General features: G+C 44.7%; 18 protein-coding genes and 1 other RNA gene. 14 read left to right on the forward strand and 5 right to left on the reverse strand.

The window, feature by feature from the left end; translation table 11 throughout:
- Positions 1-89 precede the first annotated feature (89 nt).
- The 7 genes from R7E29_RS20495 (at position 90) to udp (ending at position 8,385) form a co-directional block, all read left to right on the forward strand.
- Complete coding sequence (locus R7E29_RS20495; protein ID WP_005389942.1) at positions 90-833, forward strand: hypothetical protein; 744 nt, start codon at positions 90-92, stop codon at positions 831-833.
- A 152-nt stretch (positions 834-985) separates the two neighbouring features.
- On the forward strand, positions 986-2,989 hold the full coding sequence (locus R7E29_RS20500; protein ID WP_053349422.1) for a GGDEF domain-containing protein: 2,004 nt from the start codon (positions 986-988) through the stop codon (positions 2,987-2,989).
- Between the two features lie 137 nt (positions 2,990-3,126).
- Positions 3,127-3,223, forward strand: an RNA gene (gene ffs / locus R7E29_RS20505) — signal recognition particle sRNA small type.
- Positions 3,224-3,435: 212 nt separating this feature from the next.
- Positions 3,436-4,170 carry an RNA methyltransferase gene (locus R7E29_RS20510; protein ID WP_005378485.1) on the forward strand — a complete coding sequence of 245 codons (735 nt, stop codon included), beginning with the start codon at positions 3,436-3,438 and terminating at the stop codon, positions 4,168-4,170.
- 244 nt (positions 4,171-4,414) lie between these two features.
- Positions 4,415-4,834: a CBS domain-containing protein gene (locus R7E29_RS20515; RefSeq protein WP_005378483.1), complete on the forward strand. Its 420-nt coding sequence runs from the start codon at positions 4,415-4,417 to the stop codon at positions 4,832-4,834.
- Positions 4,835-5,006: 172 nt separating this feature from the next.
- A complete protein-coding gene (locus tag R7E29_RS20520) occupies positions 5,007-7,313 on the forward strand; it encodes a zinc/cadmium/mercury/lead-transporting ATPase (RefSeq protein ID WP_025766942.1) in 2,307 nt (768 codons plus the stop codon).
- Positions 7,314-7,626: 313 nt separating this feature from the next.
- On the forward strand, positions 7,627-8,385 hold the full coding sequence (udp, locus tag R7E29_RS20525; RefSeq protein ID WP_005378479.1) for a uridine phosphorylase: 759 nt from the start codon (positions 7,627-7,629) through the stop codon (positions 8,383-8,385).
- A gap of 157 nt (positions 8,386-8,542) precedes the next feature.
- Here udp and R7E29_RS20530 read toward each other — a convergent pair whose 3' ends face one another.
- Both R7E29_RS20530 and R7E29_RS20535 read right to left on the reverse strand, forming a co-directional pair.
- A complete protein-coding gene (locus R7E29_RS20530) occupies positions 8,543-9,703 on the reverse strand; it encodes a DUF1887 family protein (RefSeq protein ID WP_005378476.1) in 1,161 nt (386 codons plus the stop codon).
- 163 nt (positions 9,704-9,866) lie between these two features.
- On the reverse strand, positions 9,867-11,858 hold the full coding sequence (locus R7E29_RS20535) for a methyl-accepting chemotaxis protein (RefSeq protein ID WP_213906489.1): 1,992 nt from the start codon (positions 11,856-11,858) through the stop codon (positions 9,867-9,869).
- Between the two features lie 269 nt (positions 11,859-12,127).
- Here R7E29_RS20535 and hinT point away from each other — a divergent pair, with 269 nt between their 5' ends.
- The 7 genes from hinT (at position 12,128) to R7E29_RS20570 (ending at position 18,341) form a co-directional block, all read left to right on the forward strand.
- Positions 12,128-12,478, forward strand: a complete 351-nt coding sequence (hinT, locus tag R7E29_RS20540; RefSeq protein WP_005378473.1) for a purine nucleoside phosphoramidase — start codon at positions 12,128-12,130, stop codon at positions 12,476-12,478.
- 69 nt (positions 12,479-12,547) lie between these two features.
- Positions 12,548-13,945: a COG3014 family protein gene (locus R7E29_RS20545; protein ID WP_065274288.1), complete on the forward strand. Its 1,398-nt coding sequence runs from the start codon at positions 12,548-12,550 to the stop codon at positions 13,943-13,945.
- Positions 13,945-14,337: a YcfL family protein gene (locus R7E29_RS20550; RefSeq protein ID WP_064353738.1), complete on the forward strand. Its 393-nt coding sequence runs from the start codon at positions 13,945-13,947 to the stop codon at positions 14,335-14,337. Before R7E29_RS20545 ends, R7E29_RS20550 begins: the two co-directional genes overlap by 1 nt.
- A gap of 66 nt (positions 14,338-14,403) precedes the next feature.
- On the forward strand, positions 14,404-14,994 hold the full coding sequence (gene lpoB, locus R7E29_RS20555) for a penicillin-binding protein activator LpoB (protein WP_005378467.1): 591 nt from the start codon (positions 14,404-14,406) through the stop codon (positions 14,992-14,994).
- Positions 14,995-15,018: 24 nt separating this feature from the next.
- Entirely contained in the window at positions 15,019-15,900 is an 882-nt protein-coding gene (thiK, locus tag R7E29_RS20560; protein ID WP_149191934.1) for a thiamine kinase, read from the forward strand.
- 75 nt (positions 15,901-15,975) lie between these two features.
- Entirely contained in the window at positions 15,976-16,518 is a 543-nt protein-coding gene (gene ycfP, locus R7E29_RS20565) for an alpha/beta hydrolase YcfP (protein ID WP_005378464.1), read from the forward strand.
- A 533-nt stretch (positions 16,519-17,051) separates the two neighbouring features.
- Complete coding sequence (locus R7E29_RS20570; RefSeq protein ID WP_005378463.1) at positions 17,052-18,341, forward strand: NAD(P)/FAD-dependent oxidoreductase; 1,290 nt, start codon at positions 17,052-17,054, stop codon at positions 18,339-18,341.
- A 76-nt stretch (positions 18,342-18,417) separates the two neighbouring features.
- Here the strand turns inward: R7E29_RS20570 and R7E29_RS20575 are convergent, their stop codons facing one another.
- The 3 genes from R7E29_RS20575 to mfd form a co-directional block, all read right to left on the reverse strand.
- Positions 18,418-18,966 (reverse strand): GNAT family N-acetyltransferase, encoded by a 549-nt coding sequence (locus R7E29_RS20575; protein ID WP_042522138.1) that lies wholly within the window; start codon positions 18,964-18,966, stop codon positions 18,418-18,420.
- A gap of 160 nt (positions 18,967-19,126) precedes the next feature.
- Positions 19,127-19,894, reverse strand: coding sequence for a peptidoglycan binding protein CsiV (locus R7E29_RS20580; protein WP_080773703.1), 768 nt, complete (start codon positions 19,892-19,894; stop codon positions 19,127-19,129).
- Between the two features lie 7 nt (positions 19,895-19,901).
- The gene (gene mfd / locus R7E29_RS20585; protein ID WP_213906488.1) at positions 19,902-23,363 is read right to left on the reverse strand and encodes a transcription-repair coupling factor; all 3,462 of its coding nucleotides are present in this window, start codon (positions 23,361-23,363) and stop codon (positions 19,902-19,904) included.
- Positions 23,364-23,368 lie beyond the last annotated feature (5 nt).

Here is a 23,368-nt window from a genome sequence, read left to right on the forward strand (position 1 = left end):
GCTAAGCTTGAATCTAGACCCTCTCAACGACTTTCAATCCCAGTTTTTGCCGTTGAGTTACCAAGTAGGTGGGGAAGCCAGGAGGCGCTATGATTTTATCGACACTTCAATTTTTCGTTACGACCTTACTCGCTGTTGTCTGCGTTCGGGCGATGAGTTTGAGCGAGGGTGACATTCCCGTTCTTGCACTTATGATCCCCGCGCTGTGGGTTCTGCCACAAGGTGGGTTCGCTGGCTTAGTATTGCTGGGCGCGATGATGGCTTTTGGTGCGACACTCTCAATGCAGCCAATTGCTTTGTCGGTTGGTGTTTTGATCCTTTTCCCACTTTTAATGGTGGTGTTTTCTCGTAGAAGCTCTTTAGGCGTGTTGCTCACCGCTGGTCTTATTGTACTTACACTGCAAGTTGGTCTTATGGTCACACAGCAAGGCGGTAAGCTGGATGGGTCTGCTTGGGTTACAGTGGTTCAAACCATTGCGGTTATGGCGATGTGGTGGTCGGCTGCGCATTGGACGCCATCCAATAAACACAGCTGGTGGCCGTTGTTTTTGTTGCTCCCATTGTGGATTGCAGGCCTACCGTACGCCGTTCTTATGGCGTTAAGTTTGACGGGAATGTTAGCGTCAATGGAAGCACTTGCGAAGCTTCAACATACCATTCGTTGGAGCAAATTATTATGTTGGACATTGCCGACTGTGGGTTTTGCCGCTTTAGTCGTCAGCCCGACCACGGATGTGCCAAACCCTGTTTTCGTGGTTTGGATCTGTTTGTTAGGGACGGCTTGGATGACTGACTATATTTTACGTAGTAGCGATGAACAGGCTGAATTATGAATTTTTAGTCAGGTAAAAAGTGACATGTGCGGCAGAGTATCGAATTGGTTGTGGAACAAAATGGAGATTAGTATATGTTCTTCATTTCATATTTACTACACTTCCAATAATAATAACCACAATATAAGTGGTTGATTTAAGATAAGTTTGTCATGACAACTTTTGCTCGAACACTGTTGCTTTTTGCATGTTGCCTCTTGAGTTTGAATGTAAAAGCCGAAGCCCCTTTAATTGCTCATTATAAAGTCGCGACTGAAGCGGATGATGTCGTCACTCGTGTTCTTTTCAATGCTGCTTCAAAGGAGTTTGGCTTTACCGTTCAATACGTAAACTACTCCAGCTTTGATGCCATTCTAAATTCAGTAGCGAATGGGGAAGCGGACTTTGCTGCGAATATCACTTACACACAAGAACGTGCTCAACGTTTTAGTTATTCCCGCCCAACAAATATCGAATATACCTACCTCTTTGGCTTAAAAGATTCGACGTTGAGTGATATTTCGCGTGTTGGCGTCCCCAAAGATACAGTTTATGCCCAATTACTTAAACAACACTACCCTGGTCTAGAACAGATCTCTTATCAAGGTCACGAACAAGCAGTAACACTGCTACGTTCAGGTGCTGTGGACGGCGTTGTCGATGCCATTAACCAGCTCAAGCCGATGCTGATGGAGGGGTTTGACGCCAAGATGCTCAATGATCAGATTTCGATAAAGCCCGTATCCATCATCAGTAAAAAAGATCATCATCTTGAGGAGTTGGACACGTTCGCTACGTTTATTCACGGGGAAGCGGTGCAAAAGCAGCTTCGCGAAGAAATTTCCCAGTATCAATTTGAATTAAGGCGAGCAGCGTTGCGTGATTCTATTCGTTTATTACCCCTTGATTTTAATGAACCAATACGGATTAAGCTCGAATCTATCTTTCCATATGTTGTATACAACGCAGATGGTAGTGTCGAAGGGATGACGGCTGATGTAGTCCTGAGAAGTTGTGAGATCTTGGCTTTAAACTGCTTGATCATTAGTGAGCCTGGTGAAAGCTGGGGTTCTATGTACCATGAGTTTATCCAAGGTAATTTCGAAATTTTGGCGCCGTTAACGGTCAGCCGTGAGCGGCGCGCATTTAGCTACTTTCCAAAGTCCCATTACGCGCCAGCATCGGTGATGGTCAAGCGTTTAGGTTACAAACCGAGCACATACTCTCATGTTTCACAGTTGATATCTGAGCAGATTGGCGTAGTTAAGGATGACTTTTTCGATCAAATGATGACGCAACTGTTACCGCTAAAAGAACTCAAACGTTATCGTACTCAACAAGAGCTCATTCAGGGGCTATTAAATGAAGAAGTCGATTACATTCCGATGGATACGGCGATGCTCAATCATTTTTTACGTCTCAGTGAATTGGTTCCGATAGAGCAGGATACCGCTATTGGTGAGTTTTATGAGTCACAACTCTCTGTTGGATTGGTCGCGAATGAAAAAGGAGCCATGCTTGCGCCTTTCTTCAGTCGAGCGATAGCGATGTTAGAAGTTGATAAGATCATTGCTCAGTACGATGTACGCCCAGATTGGCGTACCGCACTTGAATATGAGATTCGATTAGCGACGCAAACACAAGCTGTGTTTATCTTTGTGTTATTGTTTGCTATTTGTGTTTCGCTTTATCTTTACCGTCAATCTAACACTGACAACTTAACAGGGTTAAGGAATCGTCGTGCGTTGCAAGTAAAGTATCGAAAAGGAGTAAACAAAGATCTATCCATACTTTACTTAGACATTAATCATTTCAAACGAATCAATGACACTTATGGGCATCGCGCTGGGGACGAAGTTTTACAACTACTGGCACTAAAAATTCATTATGTCTGGTCGGGAAGATGTTATCGAATTGGAGGGGATGAGTTCATATTACTGGGTTATCCTACGCAAGCTGAGTTAACTAGAGCAATGAGAGAGCTCAGTAGAATCGATGTGAAAGGCAAATTATGTAGTGATTTGGAGTCTATAAGTATCTCTATTGGTTTCTCTGCAAAAAGGGAACGGCACATGAGCTTAGAGCAAGCGATGCATTTGGCTGATGAAGACATGTACATGAGTAAGCAGTCCTCACGGCACGACTCCTCTTATCGTGACTGTACGGTTTCATCATAAAGGAATGAATTGATCGAGTTTTGTCCAAACGGTAATGAAATGATGAAATTCAAGGTTTTTGCTCTTGCATTATGAGAGCTGATACTGAATAATCGCCCCATCGATTGAGGCAAGACCTCTCGAAAAGAATTATGGGGCTCTGGTCCTCTCGCAACAATAGCTCGTGAACTCGGTCAGGTCCGGAAGGAAGCAGCCGCAGCGTGTGACTTGTGTGCCGGGATGTGGCTGGGGTCCCACCCTTTGAAAGCCCTGCGTTATCGCAGGGCTTTTTTCGTTTTTGAGCCTTCTTTTATTTTGGCTACGCTTGGTGTTCAACGTCTTCTGATGCTCAAGCTTCTTGAGGTTATTTAGGTATAATTTATAATCTCATCCGCTTGATACCGAACTGTCGTGAAGATTGTTTAGGGTACGCTCGCCGAATAACCATTTTCACCTGGGATACTTTAATGATTTCAAAAAACCAATTAAAACTGCTTCGTGCTTTAGGTCAAAAGAAACAGCGTAAAGCGCATGGCTTATTCCTAGTTCAGGGTGAAAAGAACGTACTAGAGCTAGCAAGTAGTTCATTGAAGGTGAAGCAGGTTTTTGCAACAGCGGCATTTCTCGAACAAAATGCTGGTACGCTAAATCGTTTTGATTGTGTTGAAGCATCGCTTGATGAATTGACCAAAGCGAGCACGCTTGTGAGCAATAATGCGGCCATTGCTGTGGTTGAAATTCCGAGTGTAAAAGAGCCTCAAGCGAAAGGCTTGATGATTGCGCTAGATGGTGTATCCGACCCTGGTAATCTAGGTACGATTATTCGTGTTGCAGACTGGTATGGCATCAAGCACATTATTGCGAGTACAGATTGTGCTGATCCTTATAATCCTAAAACGATCAGTGCGACCATGGGCAGCTTTGGCCGCGTACAAGTGAGTTTGGTGGATTTGCCAAGTTACTTGGAACACGCCAAATTGCCAGTATATGGCGCGTTTTTGGAAGGAGAGAGCGTTCATAAAACGGATTTCGCTGCTGAAGGTATTTTGTTGATGGGCAGCGAATCTCATGGTGTGCGTGAAGCCGCAGCAAAATTCGTGACAGATAAGATCACGATTCCGGCGTTTGGCGGTGCCGAATCACTGAATGTCGCGATGGCGACTGGCATTATTTTAGACAACATGCGCCGCCAACATAGCTAACGCAACAATTACATAATAACAAAGCCAGTCAATTGACTGGCTTTGTTGTATTTTGCCTAGAAAAATCAGCCTGGCTGAATCTTGCGTTTAACGAAATACAGTGAATGTTGTTCGGTGAGTTAATTTTGTTTTAGTTCAATAGGCTGTGCCTATAAATAAAATTACTCCTTTCCATTTAGTAAAATCAGGAAATTAGGCGACACTTATCTAAAGGCCGCAATAAAATGCCCTTAAGGAGATAAGAATGCATTCATTAAAAGTAAAAGATTACATGACGTTGCAAGCGGTGACTTTCACGAAAGATATGTCACTTTCGGCAGCTTTAAACAAAGTAATGCAAAGTGTCACACTAGGTGGCCCTGTCATTGATGAAAATGAAAAAGTGGTTGGGTTTTTATCGGAGCAAGACTTATTAGATAAGTTGGTGAAAGCAAGTTATCACTGCCAAGATACACATACGGTACAAGAGTGTATGCATGATGATGTCTTATCTGTTTCTCCAGAAATGTCAGTAATTGAACTGGCTGACATGATGAAAGTTGGAAAGCCGAAAATGTATCCAGTGGTGGATGGCAAAGGTAAGTTGGTTGGTGTTATCACAAGAAGAGACGTGCTGCGTGCCATAGGAATGACATTAAATGAGTGTTTTAAGCATCCCGTTTAACCTCTCTGTTTAAACTTTACGGAATATTGCTTTTAAACTGGTTTGGAAAGACGCTTCGGCGTCTTTTTTATTTTCTATCGCCGAACTGTACAAATTTATCTTGACCTTGGAGCTTACTCTAAGGTTTATCCTTAGCAATAGGTAAATCACCGATACCAATAAGGAAAAAATTATGTGTACAAAACATCAAGGTTGCCAATCTAGCAAAATCAAAACTGCGGTGCCGCTTGGTGCAAGCGAGTCATGCTGTGCGCCAGTAAAATCTTCGCTCAATATCTCTCAGGCCAGTGTTGATGTTTCTGAAAGCTCTTGCTGTAGTGGAGGAGGCTGCAGCGTTGACACAGGCGAGGAAGACGATCCCACAAGGGAGAGTAATTCCTCCGTTCGGAACGCTTGGCTTGTGTCAGGTATGGATTGCCCATCTTGTGCGCAAAAGCTTGAGAAAGCCATTACGTCTTTACAAGGCGTCAGCCAAGCCAAGGTTTTGTTTGCAACAGAAAAACTGGTCGTCGATTTTGATGGTCTAGAGCTGATAGCTACGATAGAGCAGACAGCCCAAAAAACGGGTTTCCCGCTCTTTTCACTTGATGCTCCAAAACCAAGCACTACAAAGAAAGGCTGGCTTGGCGTCATAAGAGACAACATCCAAATTCTCTCGATTGCTGGTGCAATGGCTACTGCGGCAGTAATTTCTAAGATCGACCCTCAAATAAGCGCTTGGTTATTCACTTTGACGTGTTTACTTGGTTTATACCCAATCGCGCTCAAAGCATTTAAGTTGGCGCGTAGCGGTACGCCTTTTGCGATTGAAACGTTAATGAGTGTAGCGGCGCTCGGCGCTTTATATTTAGGTGAAACCGCCGAAGCCGCAATGGTGTTATTGCTTTTCCTTATTGGTGAAAAGTTAGAAGCATATGCATCATCTCGCGCGCGAAGCGGTGTCCAGGCGTTAATGGACTTAGTCCCAGAAAATTCAATTTTAATTATTGATGGTGAACGCAAAGAAGTACCAGCTGCGCAGCTTAAACCAGGGGATATCATAGAAGTCGCACCCGGAGGTCGTTTGCCTGCCGACGGTGTTTTGCAAGATGCGCTTGCGAGTTTTGACGAAAGTGCGTTAACGGGAGAATCTGTTCCCGTTGAACATCAAACCGGTGGCAAAGTGATGGCCGGGGCTGTGGTTGTCGATAAAGTGGTTCGTTTACAGGTGACGTCCCGTCAGGGCGAGAATGCGATAGATCGAATTCTTCATTTGATTGAAGAAGCAGAATCCCGTAAGGCACCATTAGAACGCTTTCTTGATAAATTTAGCCGTTGGTATACGCCACTAATGATGTTGGTGTCTCTGATGGTTATCGTTACGCCGCCATTACTATTTGCCCAACCGTGGGAAACGTGGATCTATCGAGGACTCGCCCTGCTGTTGATTGCTTGTCCATGTGCATTAGTCATTTCAACGCCTGCGGCGATCACTTCTGGCTTGGCGGCAGCGGCTAAGCGGGGCGCATTGATCAAAGGTGGAGCGGCGCTTGAGTTGCTTGGCAAGGTTGAGTCTGTCGCATTTGATAAAACTGGGACACTGACGCAAGGTAAACCAGAAGTGACCGACGTCTTTGCTTTTGATATGGATGAAGACAAGTTACTTAGCCTAACTGCGTCAATCGAGGTTGGTTCAAGTCATCCTCTAGCGGTTTCTTTAGTTACCAAAGTGCAAGAGCAGGGGCTTACTATTCCTGAAGCGTTGGATAAAACCGCGCAAGTAGGCTCTGGTGTCACTGGTTACGTCGATGGAAAAATGGTCCAAGTGGTCACGCCTTCAAAGGCAGACTTTCCACTTTCTCAAGAAGCCAAAGAGCAAGTGGTTACGTTGGAACAACAAGGTAAAACGGTTGTCATTGTTCGTTACGATGACGAGGTCATTGGCGTGATCGCATGGCAAGATACATTGCGCTCAGATGCCCAGCAAGCCATCGCAATGTTGAAGGAACTTGGGGTCACGTCGGTGATGCTAACGGGTGACAACCCGAGAAGTGCAGAAGCAATGGCAAATAGAATAGGCTTGGATTATAAAGCGAGTTTGTTACCTGCAGACAAGGTGCATTACGTCGAGAAACTATCACAACAACATACCGTTGCGATGGTGGGAGACGGTATCAATGATGCTCCAGCCATGAAAGCTTCGAGCATTGGTATTGCGATGGGAGGCGGTACGGATGTTGCGCTCGAGACTGCTGATGCGGCGTTAACACACAACCGGTTGATTGAGCTACCTGCCATGATAGAACTGTCGCGTGCGACGCTAAGTAACATTCGTCAGAATGTCGCGTTAGCGCTAGGTTTGAAAGGTGTATTCTTAGTGACAAGTTTACTTGGGGTTACTGGGTTGTGGGTTGCAGTATTAGCTGACAGTGGTGCAACAGCACTGGTGACATTGAATGCGTTGAGATTACTTCGTTTTGAGTCCAAACAGATCAAATAACTGACCTAACCAATGATCCCACTCATTAATAGCCCGAGGCATTCGTGTATCGGGCTTTTTTAACCGTATTCACCTGATGCGATCAGACGTTTTTCTCGTCCTTGAAATCACGCATTGCTATGCAACAAAATGATCTAACGCCCCTTAAAGTGTGATCAATACCAGTTTTGTTTGAAATTTCATTTTCATTACATTTTGTCATTGTGATTGTGATCACTCTATGTTGGTGAAAGGTTCGCTACAGTGCATCTGTACCCAATAACTGATTAATGAGCTTATTGTTCATAAAATAAGCCACAATAAGGAGCGACTTATGTCTCAAGCTGTATTCCATTTAGGTGTTACTGAAGCTGATCTTAATGGTGCGACTCTAGCGATCATTCCTGGTGACCCAGCGCGTGTTCAAAAAATCGCAGAACAAATGGAAAATCCAGTATTTCTAGCAAGCCATCGTGAATACACGCTATACCGTGCAGAGTTAGACGGTAAACCTGTTGTGGTTTGTTCTACAGGTATTGGTGGTCCTTCTACCTCTATCGCAGTTGAGGAATTGGCACAGCTTGGTGTTCGTACTTTCCTACGTGTTGGTACAACGGGTGCAATTCAACCACATGTAAACGTGGGTGACATGATCGTAACGACGGGGTCAGTTCGTCTTGACGGTGCGAGCCTACACTTTGCTCCTATGGAATTCCCAGCAGTTGCTGACTTTGAAGTAGCAACCGCAATGAAAGCAGCAGTAGAAGAGTCTGGCGCTACAGTTCACATGGGTGTGACTGCATCAAGCGACACGTTCTACCCTGGTCAAGAACGTTACGATACGTTCTCTGGTCGTGTTGTTAAGCGTTTCCAAGGCTCTATGCAAGAATGGCAAGACATGGGCGTACTTAACTTCGAGATGGAGTCTGCAACACTGCTAACAATGTGTGCGAGCTCTGGTTTAAAAGCGGGTTGTGTGGCTGGTGTTATCATCAACCGTACACAAAAAGAGATTCCAGATCATTCAACTCTGAAAGAAACGGAAGCGCGTTCAATTAAAGTGGTTGTAGAAGCAGCGCGTAAAATGCTTTAAGCCGCTATAGTTGGCATTTAAACAAACAGAAAAAACCAGAGGCTAACCTCTGGTTTTTTTCTACTTATAGAAATGCGTACAGCTAAAATTTAGGTATAAAAAAAGCAGCATTAATGCTGCTTTTTATCGTTGTGAATTTTAGCTTTTCTTAATGGCACTATATCTCGTCTGAACCGCCCGCGTCTTTAAACCAAGCAGTTAAGTGCGTTCTTAAATCTTTAAGCTCATCAGGGCCAATCAGGGCTAGCCCTAAGTCTTCAGCACGAGTAATGTCATTGTGACGAAGAGGACGGAAGCTCACCAACATTGCGCGCGCTTGTAAGCCACCTAATAGATCGCGAAGCGATTCTAACTTATATAAAGTATCGTCGCCGTCATCTCTCATGCCTTTGGTTTTGCACTCGATGATGTGCAGCTTGTTGTTTACAACTGTTGCGACATCTAACTCATTGCGTACTTCACTTTCACCAAGTTTGCGATAAACCTGAACATTTAACGATCGATCTTGGATCGTCGGCATGGTGTCTTGGATTTGCTTCACGGTGCTGTGAACCAAAGTTTCTAACCACTCACCATTTGAAAAGCGTCGAGCATCTTCATCTGCAAACGTTAAAACGCCATTCTCATAGGTGGCGATTTCTGCTTCTACTAAATCTGAAAGCAACATGTTGAGCTCACGGTAGCCCTGCTGTTTTTCGGAGAGCTCGACATCAAGCTTTTGTTCTTTGCGGCATGTGGTTGCAAGGTAGTTAAGTGTTGCTAGACCTGGCCCAAGCTCAAGCGCATTTGAGGCCCATCGTTCACCAAGTTCATACAATTTTTTATCAAGAAGAGGTGGTAAATCAACGTGGTGAAACTCGCCGCGTGCACCAAAGATAGTGAGGTAATCTGCAATCGTAATGTGATCTTCGACTTGGGTATCTTCTTTGCCATCAGGGTATAACCAACAAAGCTTATCGCTACTAGGCTCTACCACAAAAATTGGCCAGCGATAGGTACGGAAAACTTCGTACACCGACAACAAGCGATGACGAAGACCACAGCTCGCGTTCAATTTTACATCTTCGCCGCGTTCATGGAGGTCTTTTGCCAGTTTTTGAATTGCTTGTTTGATCAGAGATGTATTAACAGCGGATGGAATTTCAAAAAATTCAGAAGTAATTTCTCGTTGATCTAAAACGGCACTCAGTCGGTCAAATATATCTAACTGGCTCTTGTCTCCGATGAAGACGATATGTGTGCTTAGCGTACGATTATCTAATAGAGGAGTGACCAATCTCACTGGGTCTTGGTCGATAATACCAACATGAACAGCCATAGATTTTCCTTTTTATGAGGCCGCTCGAAAAGAGTTGTGCAAGGGGATGAGCTGGCCTTATTAATCATATGTAGACATGGCCGACAAAAAACAAGGGCGACTTAACAAAAAGTCGCCCTTATACAGTTGATTGCACTAATTAATGCTCTTAGTTATAAAGTATTTATAACTTAAAGCGGTGGACCAATTCATTTTGCTGATGAGCCAAGTGGGTCAGTGATTCACTGGTTTGTGCGATACTCGACATGGCTTGGAAACTTTCATCGGCGATACTGTTGATATCTTCAATGCTGCGAGCAATGTCTGTTGATGTTTCACTTTGCTCTGCTGCTGCTTGTGAAATGTGCGTACTCATTTGGCTGATTTCGATGATTAGCGCCTGGATCTCTTCCATTGAGCTGTTCGCTTTTGATGCTTGCTCAACCGATATCTCCATATCGCTCATACAGCTTTGTATGACTTGGTTCGCCGATTGCGAGCTAGCTTGCAGATTACTGATCATGGATTCAATTTCAGTGGTTGATTGAGTCGTTCTTGATGCGAGTACTCGTACTTCATCTGCCACTACCGCGAAGCCGCGACCTTGTTCACCAGCGCGAGCCGCTTCAATTGCCGCGTTCAATGCCAGTAGGTTGGTTTGCTCCGCAATGTTGCGGATCACATCAAGGATAGACCCAATTTGACCACTCATCTTTTGTAGCTCAGAAACTGCGGAGACCGATTCGTTCAAACGTGTTTCTAGTTGATTAATGGTTGAGATGTTACTGCTCATAACATTTCTGCCTTCTTCAGAGGCAGATTCGACGCGTTGCACCATTTCTAGCGAGCCTTGCGCACTTTGCGCGACTTCCTGCACTGAATGAGACATTTCTGTCATCGCGGTAGCGACGTTTGCCGTTTGTTCGCGTTGAGAGCTCAATTTAATTTGTGCTTGCGAAGAGGTGCGTTCGTTGGTTGTCGCGGTTGACGATAGGTTTTCTGACGCTTCGTTGAGTTTCACCAAGATCTCGTGAAGGTTGTCGGCGAGTGAGTTAATGTGTCCACTCACACGGCTGAATTCGTTGTTATAGCGAATGTCGATACGCTGTGTCATATCACCTTCAGTCAGGCTTTCTAACACTTTTAGAATACGAGTCAACGGTTCGCGAACGCTTTGAGCGATGTGGTAGCCAATCGCTGTCGCGAGTAAAACGACAATAACGCCAATGATGATGGCTTTCGTTACACCCGCCGAATATATGTCACCTGCGTCTGCCAATGATTCATTGAGCTTATCTGTTGCGGTTGTCGTGAATTGCTCAAGAATCGCCATGGTTGAATCCACTTTATTTGCTAGGTTGGCGATATTGTTATACAAAGCGGCGCGAGCATTGAGGTAATTATTATGTTGGTCTAGCACACCGCCACGCATACCGACGTCACGAGTAAATTGCTCTACAGATTCGCCAAATGCTTTTTCTAGCTCAGGAAGCTGAGTCACCAACCCGCGGAATGCGTAATTCAAGTGCGTTACTGCTTTGCGGTTTTTAGCTACGGCTTGCGTAACAAACTCAGGGTTGGAACTGGCGAGGGCATCAGAGGTAATTACTTCGGCATCTTTTAACTTGATAAAGTAGCTCTTTGCCATGACTTTGACAGAAATGCTGGTTTGATCTGCCACATATTCTTTAAGACCAACCGACAGTTCGGTATTCAGTTTTTGGAAGCGGCGTGAGGATTTTTGCACTTCTTCTTGAGCCGCGAACATTGCTTCGTAGTTGTCCATGGCCTCTAGAGCTTCTGTAAAATAGCTCTGCTCTAACGTTTTTAACTCTGAAAACGGTTCGGCAAGAGAAGGGTAGATTTGGCTTGCGGTTTTCAGTTGAGCCAATGTGGATTCGAAGCGCTGTTGAGATCTAGCAAATTCCTGACGCATTTCATCCATGCGTTGTTTATTCTCTGTTGTCAGGAAGTCTTTAAATGATTTGTCGGCAGAAAGCAGCTCAACACTGGTTTGATTAGATAACGATACCAACGGTAGGGATGATTTAGAAACCGTGCCAAATTTTCCGTGAATAGCACTCATTCCTCCCATCATAATGGCAATTGTGACGGCAAATAGGATGATGATCAGTGCAAAGCCGGCATACATCCTTTTAATAACTGAACCTCGCATAAGTGAGCTTCCTCTCCCAAAAATAGACAAGCTACCCAAGCATTTTTGAGTTTACTTGGGTATAAAAATAATAATTGTCTTAAAAAAGTAACAAAATTCATTGGATTGTATTCAGTTTGTGACGCGCATTTTATGACGCACACGACAAAAAAAGCTTCGTTAATTAGCATTTGATTAATAATGTTAAGTGAACACTGTTTTTATTGAGCTCCGCTTTTGGTTGGCGCATACTAATTGGGGTCTAATTACGTTTATAAAATGGAGTCCTCATGGCGGAAGAAACGATCTTTAGTAAAATTATTCGCAAGGAAATCCCTGCCGATATCCTTTATCAAGATGATTTGGTGACTGCGTTTCGCGACATTAACCCTCGCACACCAAGCCATATTCTCATTATTCCGAATAAACTGATCCCAACAACGAATGATGTAGAAGCTGAAGATGAAGCAATGATGGGGCGTTTGTTCACTGTTGCTAGAAAGTTAGCGAAAGAAGAAGGTATTGCTGAAGACGGCTATCGCCTGATCGTTAATTGTAATCCACATGGTGGCCAAGAGGTTTACCATATTCACATGCACCTACTAGGCGGCCGCCCTCTAGGTCCAATGGTATTGAGCTAAGCTTTTAAAAGTGGGTGGTGATTCACCCACTTCTTTTTCCTGTCGAATGACACATTTGTGGAGATAAATGTGAAACTAGGTGTAAAGCTGTTAGGGCTGATGAGCTGGGCTTTAATGGCCTCTGGCTGCGCGAATTTATCTGCGGGCAATCTGTTTAGCCATTACAGCAACCAGAATCAAGAAGTTTATCAAGCCGTTGTTGCAGGGGAATATGCCAAAGCAAAACAACTTCAATCAAGTGAAGTGGGTGGCGAGATACTTGGCAATTTTGAAAAAGGTCGTATCTCTTTTCTTGCTGAAGATTACCTAACAAGTTTAAATGCGCTAGAAAGCAGCGATCGTGCTGTACGTGTTCAACAAGATCGTGCGACGATATCTGTGTCAGACACGGCAACGAGCGTCGGCTCTCTCGCAGTGAACGACAATCTCCAAGACTATCATCCCGCCGATTACGAACTTGGCTTTTTGCACCTGTATCTAGGACTAAATTACTTACAGAAAAACGATTTAGAAGGGGCACTAGTTGAAGTGCGTCGAGCTAATCAAGTTCAGGAAGCAGCAAGAAAGGCGCGTGAAAAAGAGCTAAAAGCAGCAGAGAAAGACCTTAACAAGCAAGGCATGTCTGCCAATTTAGGCAGTGTGTTAGCGAACTACCCTGATGCTGGTAAAAAACTAAGCGCGGTACAAAATGGTTATCTGTTCTATCTTTCTGGCTTGTTATATGAAGCGTCGCGAGACTTAAACAGTGCTTATGTTGATTACCGACGAGCACTCGCTGTAATGCCAGACAACAAGCAAGTTGTGGAAAGCACCTTATACGCTGCTAAGAAGCTGGGCATGCGTGAAGACTTGCGCATGCTAGAGAAGCGGTATGGTAAAGCACCTTCTGGATTAACTCAGTCACAAGGGCGAGTCATCGTTATTGATGAGCAGGGTGTTGTTGAGGCGATGAAAGGGTGGCGTATTGATTTACCAATTTACGACAGTCGCGATAATGGCGCGATTTATTCGTTGGCGCTTCCTTATTATCAGAACCGAGGTGCTCAACGTTTTAGCGATGTTGTTTTAAATGGTCAGATATTGCCTTCCAGTACGCTGACTGATGTTAATGCGATGGCGCAAAACGATCTTAATGAACGTCTTACTACAATAGTGATCCGTCAAGCTCTTCGTGTTTGGGCAAAAGATCGAATCCGAAAAGAGGCGGCGAAAAAAGGCGATGATGTAGGCAACATACTTTTCAATGTATGGAACACATTGACCGAACAGCCAGATACAAGAAGTTGGCAAACATTGCCAGCGCAAGTGAAAACGGCTTCAAAAATCGTGAAACCGGGAACACAAAGTTTAAACTTGGGTGATCAAACCTATCAGTTTGAAGTGCCTGCACAGCAGACTACATTGGTATGGGTATCTCGTCAGGGAGCACACTCAACCGTGTGGCATAAACAGCTAGGGAGACTGTAATGAAAGCATGGCTTGTTTGTTTAGCAATGGCTATTGGTTTAGTTGGATGCGCCGAAAACACGGCTGGTATTCGAATTGATGGCCAAACGCAAAAAGTATTTTTTAATGATAACGTTTTAGGTAGTCGCTTATTAGTTGACAACATCACCACCACTTACGTTGATGATCGCCCACGAGGAGTCGTGCTGCTGAGTAGCAATTACAAAGGTGATCAGCACATTCTTTACCGATTTTATTGGTATGACAACAATGGTTTAGAAGTGAATACCAAACCTGGTCCGTGGCGAAAAATGATTGTGCGCGGATTTGAGCAAGTCACGTTATCTGAAGTTACTGTGAATCCAAATGGCACAAAATTCCGTGTGCAAATTAGAGAAGCACAAGACGATTAATCTTAACGGCTCTGCCGAAGCTGCCGCGCTAACGATGCGCTGGTATTGAAAAACTAAGGAACTCTCATGAAAAAAAGTATTATTGCTCTTTTAGGTCTTGCCGTCATTTTAGGTGGCTGTTCTAACAAAGTCTCTTACGGCGATGCGCAAGCAACAGAAACCACGACTATCGATTTTGGCTCAACAGATTTACAAAAAATCGCGGCTGAAATGGTGGATAGCATGATGATGTCGGGCTCTGTAGCAGCAATTACTCGTGACCAACGTCCTATCGTTTTTGTTGAGCGAATTAAGAACAAAACCAGTGAACATATTGACACTGAATCCATTACTGACACGATCTCTACTAAGATGTTGAACTCAGGTAAGTTCCGTTTTGTTGATATGGATCGTGTTGAGTCTGTGCGTGAACAACTTAACTTCCAAAATACGGATGAGCTTGTTAACCAAAGCACAGCGATCCAATTTGGTAAAATGGTTGGTGCTCAATACATGCTTTACGGCAACCTATCTAGCATTGTGAAAAATGCAGGTAGCGATAAAGATGTATACTACAAGATGACCATGCGCCTAATGGACCTAGAAACAGGTTTGATTGAGTGGGCGGATGAAACTGAAATTCGTAAAGCGCAATCTAAGAGCCTATTCGGTCTTTAATCGAACAGGGTGGAGAAGTCATCAATGGCATGGTTTTCTTGGCAACAAGCAAAACAGTTAGATCCGAGTCTTAACGCTCTCGATGGCTTCTTTACGGAGCCTCCGGTAAAAGTACAAACTGTTACCGGGGGGCTCACCAACCGTTGTTGGCGGTTGGAATCTTCTCAAGGCCTTGCATACATCTGGCGACCGACCAGTCATGTCTGCAAGGCTTTTTCAATTTCTCGTCACAGTGAATATCAAGTGCTGAATGCAGTCTCTTCATTGGAAATTGGCCCCAAGCCAGTTTTTATTCATGAGCAAGGGTTGCTGGTGGAATGGATAGAAGGAGAGGCTCTGACGGAGTCAGGCTTAGCACTAAGCAATTTATTATCCATTGCGGCGAAGATTCATCAATATCCGATAAGCGCAATTCCTTTGGTTCCATTTTCATATATTTCTCGCATCGATCATTATTGGCTTGAGCTTGGTGGTCAGTATGTGGGGACGGAGTTTGAGGCTTTGTACATGAAGTGGCGCACGGAACCGAACGTTGCACCTGTTCCGCTGGCCCTATGTCACTTCGATCTGGGGTGTTACAACCTAGTGCGAGGAGAGAATGGGGTGAAAGTCATTGATTGGGAGTATGCCGGGATTGCTGACCCTAGGCTTGATTTGACCTTAACTATTCAGGTCGCGAATTCGCCTGTGGAAGAAGCGGTAAAGCAGTATTGCCAAATTCGAGGTGTCGAAGATGTGTCTCTTTGGCTGAGAGGTGTAAAAGCTTGGCAACCAAGAACCTTGGTGATGGCGATGCTCTGGTATCTACTTGCCTATAAATTGTGGGGAGATGAACAATACTTAAACAGTGCGTATGAGTTGAAAGGCTCATTGTGTATGGAAGATCACTGTTTTGAGAACTCGTGATATTTTCCCCTTTAACAGTAAGGAAATAGTGGTAGTTTTAATAAAAGTACCAGATACACACAGGGAGAGGTACACATGATTATTTACTTACACGGCTTTGACAGTACAAGCCCGGGTAACCACGAAAAAGTTCTTCAACTGCAATTTATCGACGACGACGTTCGTTTTATCAATTACAGCACCCTTCACCCAAAGCACGACATGCAACACTTGTTAAAAGAAGTGTCTAAAGTTATCGATCAATCTGATGACCCAAACCCGTTAATCTGCGGGGTTGGTTTAGGTGGTTACTGGTCTGAGCGAATTGGTTTTCTATGCGGTATCAAGCAAGTGATGTTCAACCCGAACTTGCACCCAGAAAAAACGATGGCTGGTCGAATCGATCGTCCAGAAGAGTACGAAGATATCGCAACAAAATGTGTTGATCAGTTCCGAGCGAAAAATCAAGCTCACTGCTTAGTGATTCTCTCTAAAGATGATGAAGTGCATGACAATTCGAAAACGGCAGCTGAGCTAGAAAAACACTATCAAATCATTTGGGATGAAACTCAGTCTCATAAGTTCAAAAAAATCTCTCATCATTTACAAGCGATAAAGGCATTTAAAAATACTTATTAATGTTGAGTGTAGACAGTAAAGCGGCGTTTTTATCGGCTGCTTTGCTGCGATTCCTTCTCTTGAGTATGCCGAGCCACTGTCTCTTTGAAAGGCACATTTTCTTGGTTTAACGCTTTGAATATTGTGTTCTCCTTACCGTTTTCTTACTTCCCTCCTATGTAGCACGAACACCTTGTTGTAGAGTAGTCGAAAAGTAGTCAATCCGTACTCGTTACACGGATTTTGGTTGCCTTCAAAGTTGGTCTCTATATAATGAACCGGACTAAAATAATTTGATAAATATCAAAAAAAATTGAGAGCGAGTAATAAACTTGCCCAAAAAATTCTGGCGTCGTATGCGTACCAGATAAACATGCCAAACCCTGACAAGTCATTGATAGATAAAGAATCAAGGTGAGTGGCAGTTTTTTAATCCAAGTAATTGAGACACCTCTAAGAACCAAGAATTCATCGGTTGGATGGATGCCACAAATGTTTGTGAGTCATGCATCGAGCTGAACCCCATATATTCATTTTTGTAGAGGAAAATCATTGTGACACGCATTATCGTTGTAGGCGGCGGTGCAGGTGGTCTTGAGTTGGCAACTAAGCTTGGTCGAACTCTAGGTCGCAAAAACCGTGCGCAAATTACGCTAGTCGATCGAAAAGCGAGCCACTTGTGGAAGCCATTATTGCATGAGGTTGCTACAGGTTCTTTGGACGAAGGAGTAGATGCACTGAGCTATCGAGCTCATGCAAAAAACCACAGCTTCGACTTCCAAATGGGTAGCCTTCAAGACATCGACCGTGAACGTAAAGTGATCATCTTAAGTGAGCTTAAAGACGAACACGGTGAACTTCTTATGCCAAGCCGTGAGCTAGAATACGACATTCTAGTGATGGCGATTGGCTCGACATCAAACGACTTCAACACGCCTGGCGTTCGTGAAAACTGTATTTTCCTAGACAGCCCTGAGCAAGCACACCGTTTCCGTACAGAAATGAACAACGAGTTCCTAAAGCTGCACGCGAAAAACGGTAACGGTACGGTCGATATTGCGATTGTTGGTGCTGGTGCAACTGGCGTTGAACTATCAGCTGAGTTACATAATGCTGTTAAAGAGCTGCGCACTTATGGCTTCGGTGATCTTGATTCTAGCAAGTTGAACGTCAATCTGATTGAAGCAGGTGAGCGTATTTTACCAGCGTTACCTCCACGTATTTCTTCTGCTGCTCATCAAGAGTTGGTGAAGTTGGGCGTAAACGTGCGCACCGCCACTATGGTGACTAAAGCTGAAAAAGATGGCCTTACTACAAAAGATGGTGAGAAGATCCCAGCTCAAATCATGGTTTGGGCTGCGGGTATCAAAGCTCCAGACTTTATTAAAGATATCGCTGGCTTAGAAACGAACCGTATCAATCAGCTTGTAGTGAAAAACACACTACAGACAACACGAGATGATGACATCTTTGTTATTGGTGACTTAGCACAATGCACCCAGTCTGACGGTTCGTTCGTGCCGCCACGCGCTCAAGCTGCACACCAAATGGCAAGCCAGGCATTTAGTAACATCGTCGCGAAGATCAACGGGCGCGAGTTGAAAGACTATGTATATAAAGATCACGGTTCATTAGTGTCTCTAAGTCGCTTTTCAACCGTTGGTAGTCTGATGGGGAACCTAACTAAAGGGTCGATGATGGTAGAAGGCCGTATTGCTCGTGTCGTTTACATCTCGTTGTATCGCATGCACCTAATGGCGTTGCACGGTGTATTCAAAACCGGTCTGATGATGCTCGTCGGTCGCATTAATCGCGTGCTGCGTCCAAACCTTAAGCTGCACTAAGGTTTTAAATCCACTCTATGTGGATGTACTGTATCTTAAAAAATGCAGAAGCCACCGCAAGTCGGTGGCTTTTTGTTTATGTTAGATCTGTCGGTAAAAGTGAGTACACAACGCCATCTTTAGGCTTACCATGAAAAATAAACCGGTTTCTGGCGATGGCTTCTTTTTGTGCACCGACGGACTCAATTAAGGCTAGGCTAGCTTCGTTGTCGGGGTCACAAACAATCTCTAGTCGAGTTAAACTTAGCTTTGCGAAGCAGAATTCTGCTAAGGCTTTAACGGCTTCTTGGGCATAGCCTTGTCGTTGATAGCGGTCGGCAACCCAGTAACCAATACTCGCCATATTAAACGTATGGTATAACTCATTAACCGCTGCCATTCCAACCAAAGTGTTACTTTGCCGCTCATAGATACCGAAACCAAAAGCCTCAGTTTTGACCCAGTTAAGACGGGTTGCCAACAGAAAGTCCTGCGCGGTTTTCAATGTGACGTTTTTATCACACCAGTCAAGCCATTGGTGCAGCGAAGGGGATTCTGCAAGTAATCGTTGTAGTGAATGTGCTTCTTCAGCAGGGATGAGCTTGAGCGCTAAGCGGGGCGCAATGATTTCAAAGTCTGGACTCATGAACTAATACGACTTCCATGTTGAGTGTAAGTAAATTGAAAGCTGTCTATTTATACTTGAACGCAGCTATTTTCCTTGCTCTGCGTTGGTTAGGAATAACTGACGTATAGCAGATAAAAACAAAGCGCAGCTTTGCTGCGCTTTGTCGAACCGCTCGTGCTTATCGAACCCGACGAACTTGAATGATCATACCCATCAACGGGTTATCTAGGTAATGAGTCTCGCTGCTACGCATACGACGTTTTTGATCCATTCGATAACTCTTCAGGAATTTCTCTTCGGTTACTGTCGGCGATATTTCTGCCAAGTTACCGACTTGGACGTTACCATCTACTTCACCTAAGTCATCCGCCAATTGCTCAGTTGAGGTTGGTTCAAAACGCACCTCTCTAACACTTGGTTCGCGCAGATCTAGTGTTGTTTCGGCGAAGAGGTAATGCTGTACGTATATTTGGAATCGACCATCTAGTTCATATAAAGGACCATTGACCGTCTCTTCACTGTAACCGTCGCTGGAAAATGTTTGATTGCCATTGAGTGGGCGGCCATCTGCTTGATAAGAATCAGAGAAATCTCGCCCGCCAACGATGCGGAAAATTGGGGCGCTAGATTTACCTCGGTCACCTTGACGCCAGGCTACGTGTTTAAGCACTTTAAAGCCGGCATGATTATTTAGTGCCGCTTCTTGCGCGTTGAGACGGAAAGAAGAACTTGGCAAAAGTGTTACGCCTTTAGAGCGGCGGTAGGATTCACTCTCTAGGCTACCGACATTTTCCATATCGATTTTTGGCAGTTGATTCGGCCAAGATTCTGTTGTGCTTTCAGCGTCGACTGCTCGCTTGAAAATGATCACTTCAATATCAAATTGGCGCTGTGCCCAAGAGGGCATTGAGACACATAGAAGCAATAACGGGATCAGTATTCTCATTCGACTATTAGCTCGTTGGTAATAAATTCTGTTTAAAATCATTCAGTAAGTCTTGAACAAACTGAATGCGTTTACGTCGGTCCACCAATGGTACGCTAAACTTGAACTTAGTTGGACCTTCCATTGCAAATTTTTGCGGCTGTGATTGCAGCAGTTTAACTAAATACGCTGGATTTATGTCAGCATCAGGGTAAAACTCGATAAATCCACCTTTATCATGGGCTTCTATCTTTTTCGCTTTTAAACTACCAGCCGAAATTTTCAATTCTGAGACGGCAAGTAAGTTCTTTGTTGCGTCTGGAAGCAATCCAAAGCGATCAATCAGTTCCACTTTTAGCTCTGATAGTTCATCACTGCTTGTGACACTCGCAATGCGTTTGTACATCGACAGTCGTGTGTTTACATCCGGAATGTAATCATCTGGCAAGAGCGCTGGGATTCGCATTTCCACTTCAGTTTGCTCACGAAGCAGCTCATCCAAAGATGGCTCCTTGCCTTCTTTTAATGCTTGCACTGCTTGTTCCAGCATTTCCATATAAAGTGTAAAACCAACGGATTGAATTTGCCCACTTTGCTCATCACCAAGCAGCTCACCAGCACCACGGATTTCTAAATCGTGGGTTGCTAACGTAAAGCCAGCACCTAAGTCTTCCAGTGAAGCAATCGCATCAAGACGCTTGATGGCATCTTTGGTCATGGCTTTTGGATGTGGTGTTAATAAGTAAGCATAGGCTTGATGGTGCGAACGTCCAACACGGCCACGCAATTGATGCAACTGCGCCAAGCCAAGGTTGTCGGCACGATCCATGATTATGGTATTTGCCGTTGGTACGTCGATACCGGTTTCGATGATGGTTGTACACACCAACACATTAAAGCGCTGATGGTAGAAGTCATTCATGATTCGCTCAAGTTCGCGCTCGCGCATTTGACCATGAGCCACGGTAATGCGTGCCTCTGGGATGAGTTTCTGTAAGTCTTCTGCCGTTTTTTCAATGGTTTCAACCTGATTGTGCAGGAAGTAAACCTGACCACCACGCATAATTTCACGCAGTACCGCTTCACGGACCACTGGCTCTTCTTTTTGTCGAACAAAGGTTTTAATGGCTAAACGGCGTGCAGGAGGTGTCGCGATGATCGACAGGTCTCGCATGCCACTCATTGCCATATTCAGTGTGCGTGGAATTGGTGTTGCGGTGAGGGTAAGAATGTCCACATCCGCACGCATTGCTTTGACTTTTTCTTTTTGACGAACCCCGAAGCGGTGTTCCTCATCAACGATCAACAAACCTAAATCTTTGAATTTAATGTCGCTCGAAAGCAGCTTATGCGTACCAACGACAATGTCTACTTTACCATCGGCAACGTCTTGCAGAATGACTTTTTGTTCTTTGGCAGATTTAAAACGAGACAGTACTTCAACTCGGATTGGTAAGTTGGCAAAACGGTCACGGAAGTTTTCGAAATGCTGCTGAGCAAGCAAGGTTGTTGGTACGAGTACGGCGACCTGTTTACTGTTATCCGTTGCGACAAATGCTGCGCGCATAGCGACTTCCGTTTTACCAAAGCCCACGTCACCACACACTAAGCGATCCATCGCTTTTGCCTGGCACATGTCTGACAAGACGGCATTGATGGCCATCGCTTGGTCATCTGTTTCTTCAAACGGGAATGTTGCTTTAAATGTTGCGTATTGCCCACGATCTAGCTCAAATTTGAAGCCAGGTTTTAATTCTCGTTTAGCATACACATCCAGCAATTCTGCCGCGACATCACGCACTTTTTCTGCCGCTTTACGACGTGCTTTTGCCCACGCTTCACCACCTAAATTATGCAGTGGCGCACTATCTTCAGCGCCGCCAGAATAACGGCTGATAAGATTCAGTGATGAAACTGGTACGTAGAGCTTGGCATCGTTTTGATACTCAAGGGTGACGTATTCCGTTTTCATACCACCGGCTTCAAGTGTTTGTAAACCGATGTAGCGGCCAATACCGTGATCAATATGAACCACAGGTTGACCGGGTTTTAGTTCCGCAAGATGGCGAATAACGGTGTCACTGTTGACGGCTTTTTTATCTTTGCGGCGTCGCTGGATAACACGGTCACCGAGTAGATCACTTTCACAGATCAGAGCGAAGTTCAGCTCTTCGTGAATGAAACCATGCTCTGCTGCGCCTAAGATCAAGCTGAATCGATCACCCGAGTCTAGAGCTTGGTAAAGTGAGCCATGTACGACCGGCCGAACTTTGATGCCTTGCAACAGCTCCGTTAGTGCTTCACGACGACCTTCTGACTCTACCGAGAAAACGATTTTGCCGCTGAATTGCTCACTAAACTGACGAAGGCGCGAGAGCGGCTCTTTATTTTGTTGTTGAACGCCAAGCTCGGCTAACGATTGTACTGGTAGGTTTTGACGACCGGCACGCTTAACCACTTTATCTAGGCTCAATTGAGCGATAGGGAGCTGTTTTAGTTGACTGAAAAGTTCGTCTTTTTTCAACCAAAGCTGTTCAGGAGTCAAAAGAGGACGCAGCGGATCAACTTTTTTCTGGTCGTATCGATATTCGACATCGGTTAAGAAAGTATCGACCGCAGATTCGATATCACCATATGTGATGACTTGAGAGTCTTCTGGCAAATATTCAAATAAAGTCTCGGTATGGTCAAAAAACAGCGGCTGCCAATACTCAATACCAGCGGGCCACGTGCCTTTGGTCACTTGCATGTAGATTGATTCAGGCTCGCGGCGTGCGTCGAACTGGGTGCGCCAACGTGTACGGAAATCTTCAATCGCTTCTTTAGTGGTTGGGAACTCATGTGCAGGTAGCAATTGGATTTGCTGAATATCGTCGATAGAGCGTTGGTTCTCTGGATCAAACGTGCGAATGGTATCTATTTCATCATCAAAGAAGTCGATGCGGTACGGGTCATTGCTGCCCATAGGAAAGAGATCCAGAATAGACCCACGACTTGCATATTCACCTGGTCCAAATACTTGATCTACATGGCGGTAGCCTGAATTTTCAAGTTGTACACGTAACTTCTCTAGCGAGAGCCGATCACCAGTTTTCACCATTAAAGTGTGTTGCAACAGAAAATCACGGGGCGATTGGCGTTGCAATACTGTACTGACCGGGACGATGGTTATGCCATCACGTTGACTTGGCAGTTGGTATAGGCGTGCGATACGTTCAGAGATGATTTCTTGATGCGGAGAAAAGTTATCGTAAGGCAGCGTTTCCCAGTCGGGGAACAGGCTTACCGTTTGGTCGGTGAATTGCTCAATCTCTGCCTGAAGTTTTAAAGCAATTTGCGGGTCAGGCACAACGAGTAGAGAGTGACTCGAATGCTGCTTGGCTAGCTCTGCAATGGCTAGAGGTAGAGCTGCGCCCGGCAAATTACCTAGCTGTTTTTTGTCGCCACGCTCTGAAGGGTTGGTGACGGAAAGAATCGTTGCTTTTGTCATAGGAA

It is taken from the genome of Vibrio sp. Vb1729 (assembly GCF_033338655.1).
GTDB classification, from domain to species: domain Bacteria; phylum Pseudomonadota; class Gammaproteobacteria; order Enterobacterales; family Vibrionaceae; genus Vibrio; species Vibrio alginolyticus.

Bases quoted from the DNA above. Each gene is read 5' to 3' on its own strand.
- R7E29_RS20510 (WP_005378485.1), top strand. From the start codon at position 3,436: ATGATTTCAAAAAACCAATTAAAACTGCTTCGTGCTTTAGGTCAAAAG.
- mfd (WP_213906488.1), bottom strand. From the start codon at position 23,363: ATGACAAAAGCAACGATTCTTTCCGTCACCAACCCTTCAGAGCGTGGC.
- R7E29_RS20520 (WP_025766942.1), top strand. From the start codon at position 5,007: ATGTGTACAAAACATCAAGGTTGCCAATCTAGCAAAATCAAAACTGCG.
- R7E29_RS20530 (WP_005378476.1), bottom strand. From the start codon at position 9,703: ATGGCTGTTCATGTTGGTATTATCGACCAAGACCCAGTGAGATTGGTC.
- R7E29_RS20550 (WP_064353738.1), top strand. From the start codon at position 13,945: ATGAAAGCATGGCTTGTTTGTTTAGCAATGGCTATTGGTTTAGTTGGA.
- R7E29_RS20580 (WP_080773703.1), bottom strand. From the start codon at position 19,894: ATGAGAATACTGATCCCGTTATTGCTTCTATGTGTCTCAATGCCCTCT.
- R7E29_RS20515 (WP_005378483.1), top strand. From the start codon at position 4,415: ATGCATTCATTAAAAGTAAAAGATTACATGACGTTGCAAGCGGTGACT.
- thiK (WP_149191934.1), top strand. From the start codon at position 15,019: ATGGCATGGTTTTCTTGGCAACAAGCAAAACAGTTAGATCCGAGTCTT.
- R7E29_RS20495 (WP_005389942.1), top strand. From the start codon at position 90: ATGATTTTATCGACACTTCAATTTTTCGTTACGACCTTACTCGCTGTT.
- lpoB (WP_005378467.1), top strand. From the start codon at position 14,404: ATGAAAAAAAGTATTATTGCTCTTTTAGGTCTTGCCGTCATTTTAGGT.
- ycfP (WP_005378464.1), top strand. From the start codon at position 15,976: ATGATTATTTACTTACACGGCTTTGACAGTACAAGCCCGGGTAACCAC.
- hinT (WP_005378473.1), top strand. From the start codon at position 12,128: ATGGCGGAAGAAACGATCTTTAGTAAAATTATTCGCAAGGAAATCCCT.
- R7E29_RS20535 (WP_213906489.1), bottom strand. From the start codon at position 11,858: ATGCGAGGTTCAGTTATTAAAAGGATGTATGCCGGCTTTGCACTGATC.
- R7E29_RS20500 (WP_053349422.1), top strand. From the start codon at position 986: ATGACAACTTTTGCTCGAACACTGTTGCTTTTTGCATGTTGCCTCTTG.
- udp (WP_005378479.1), top strand. From the start codon at position 7,627: ATGTCTCAAGCTGTATTCCATTTAGGTGTTACTGAAGCTGATCTTAAT.
- R7E29_RS20575 (WP_042522138.1), bottom strand. From the start codon at position 18,966: ATGAGTCCAGACTTTGAAATCATTGCGCCCCGCTTAGCGCTCAAGCTC.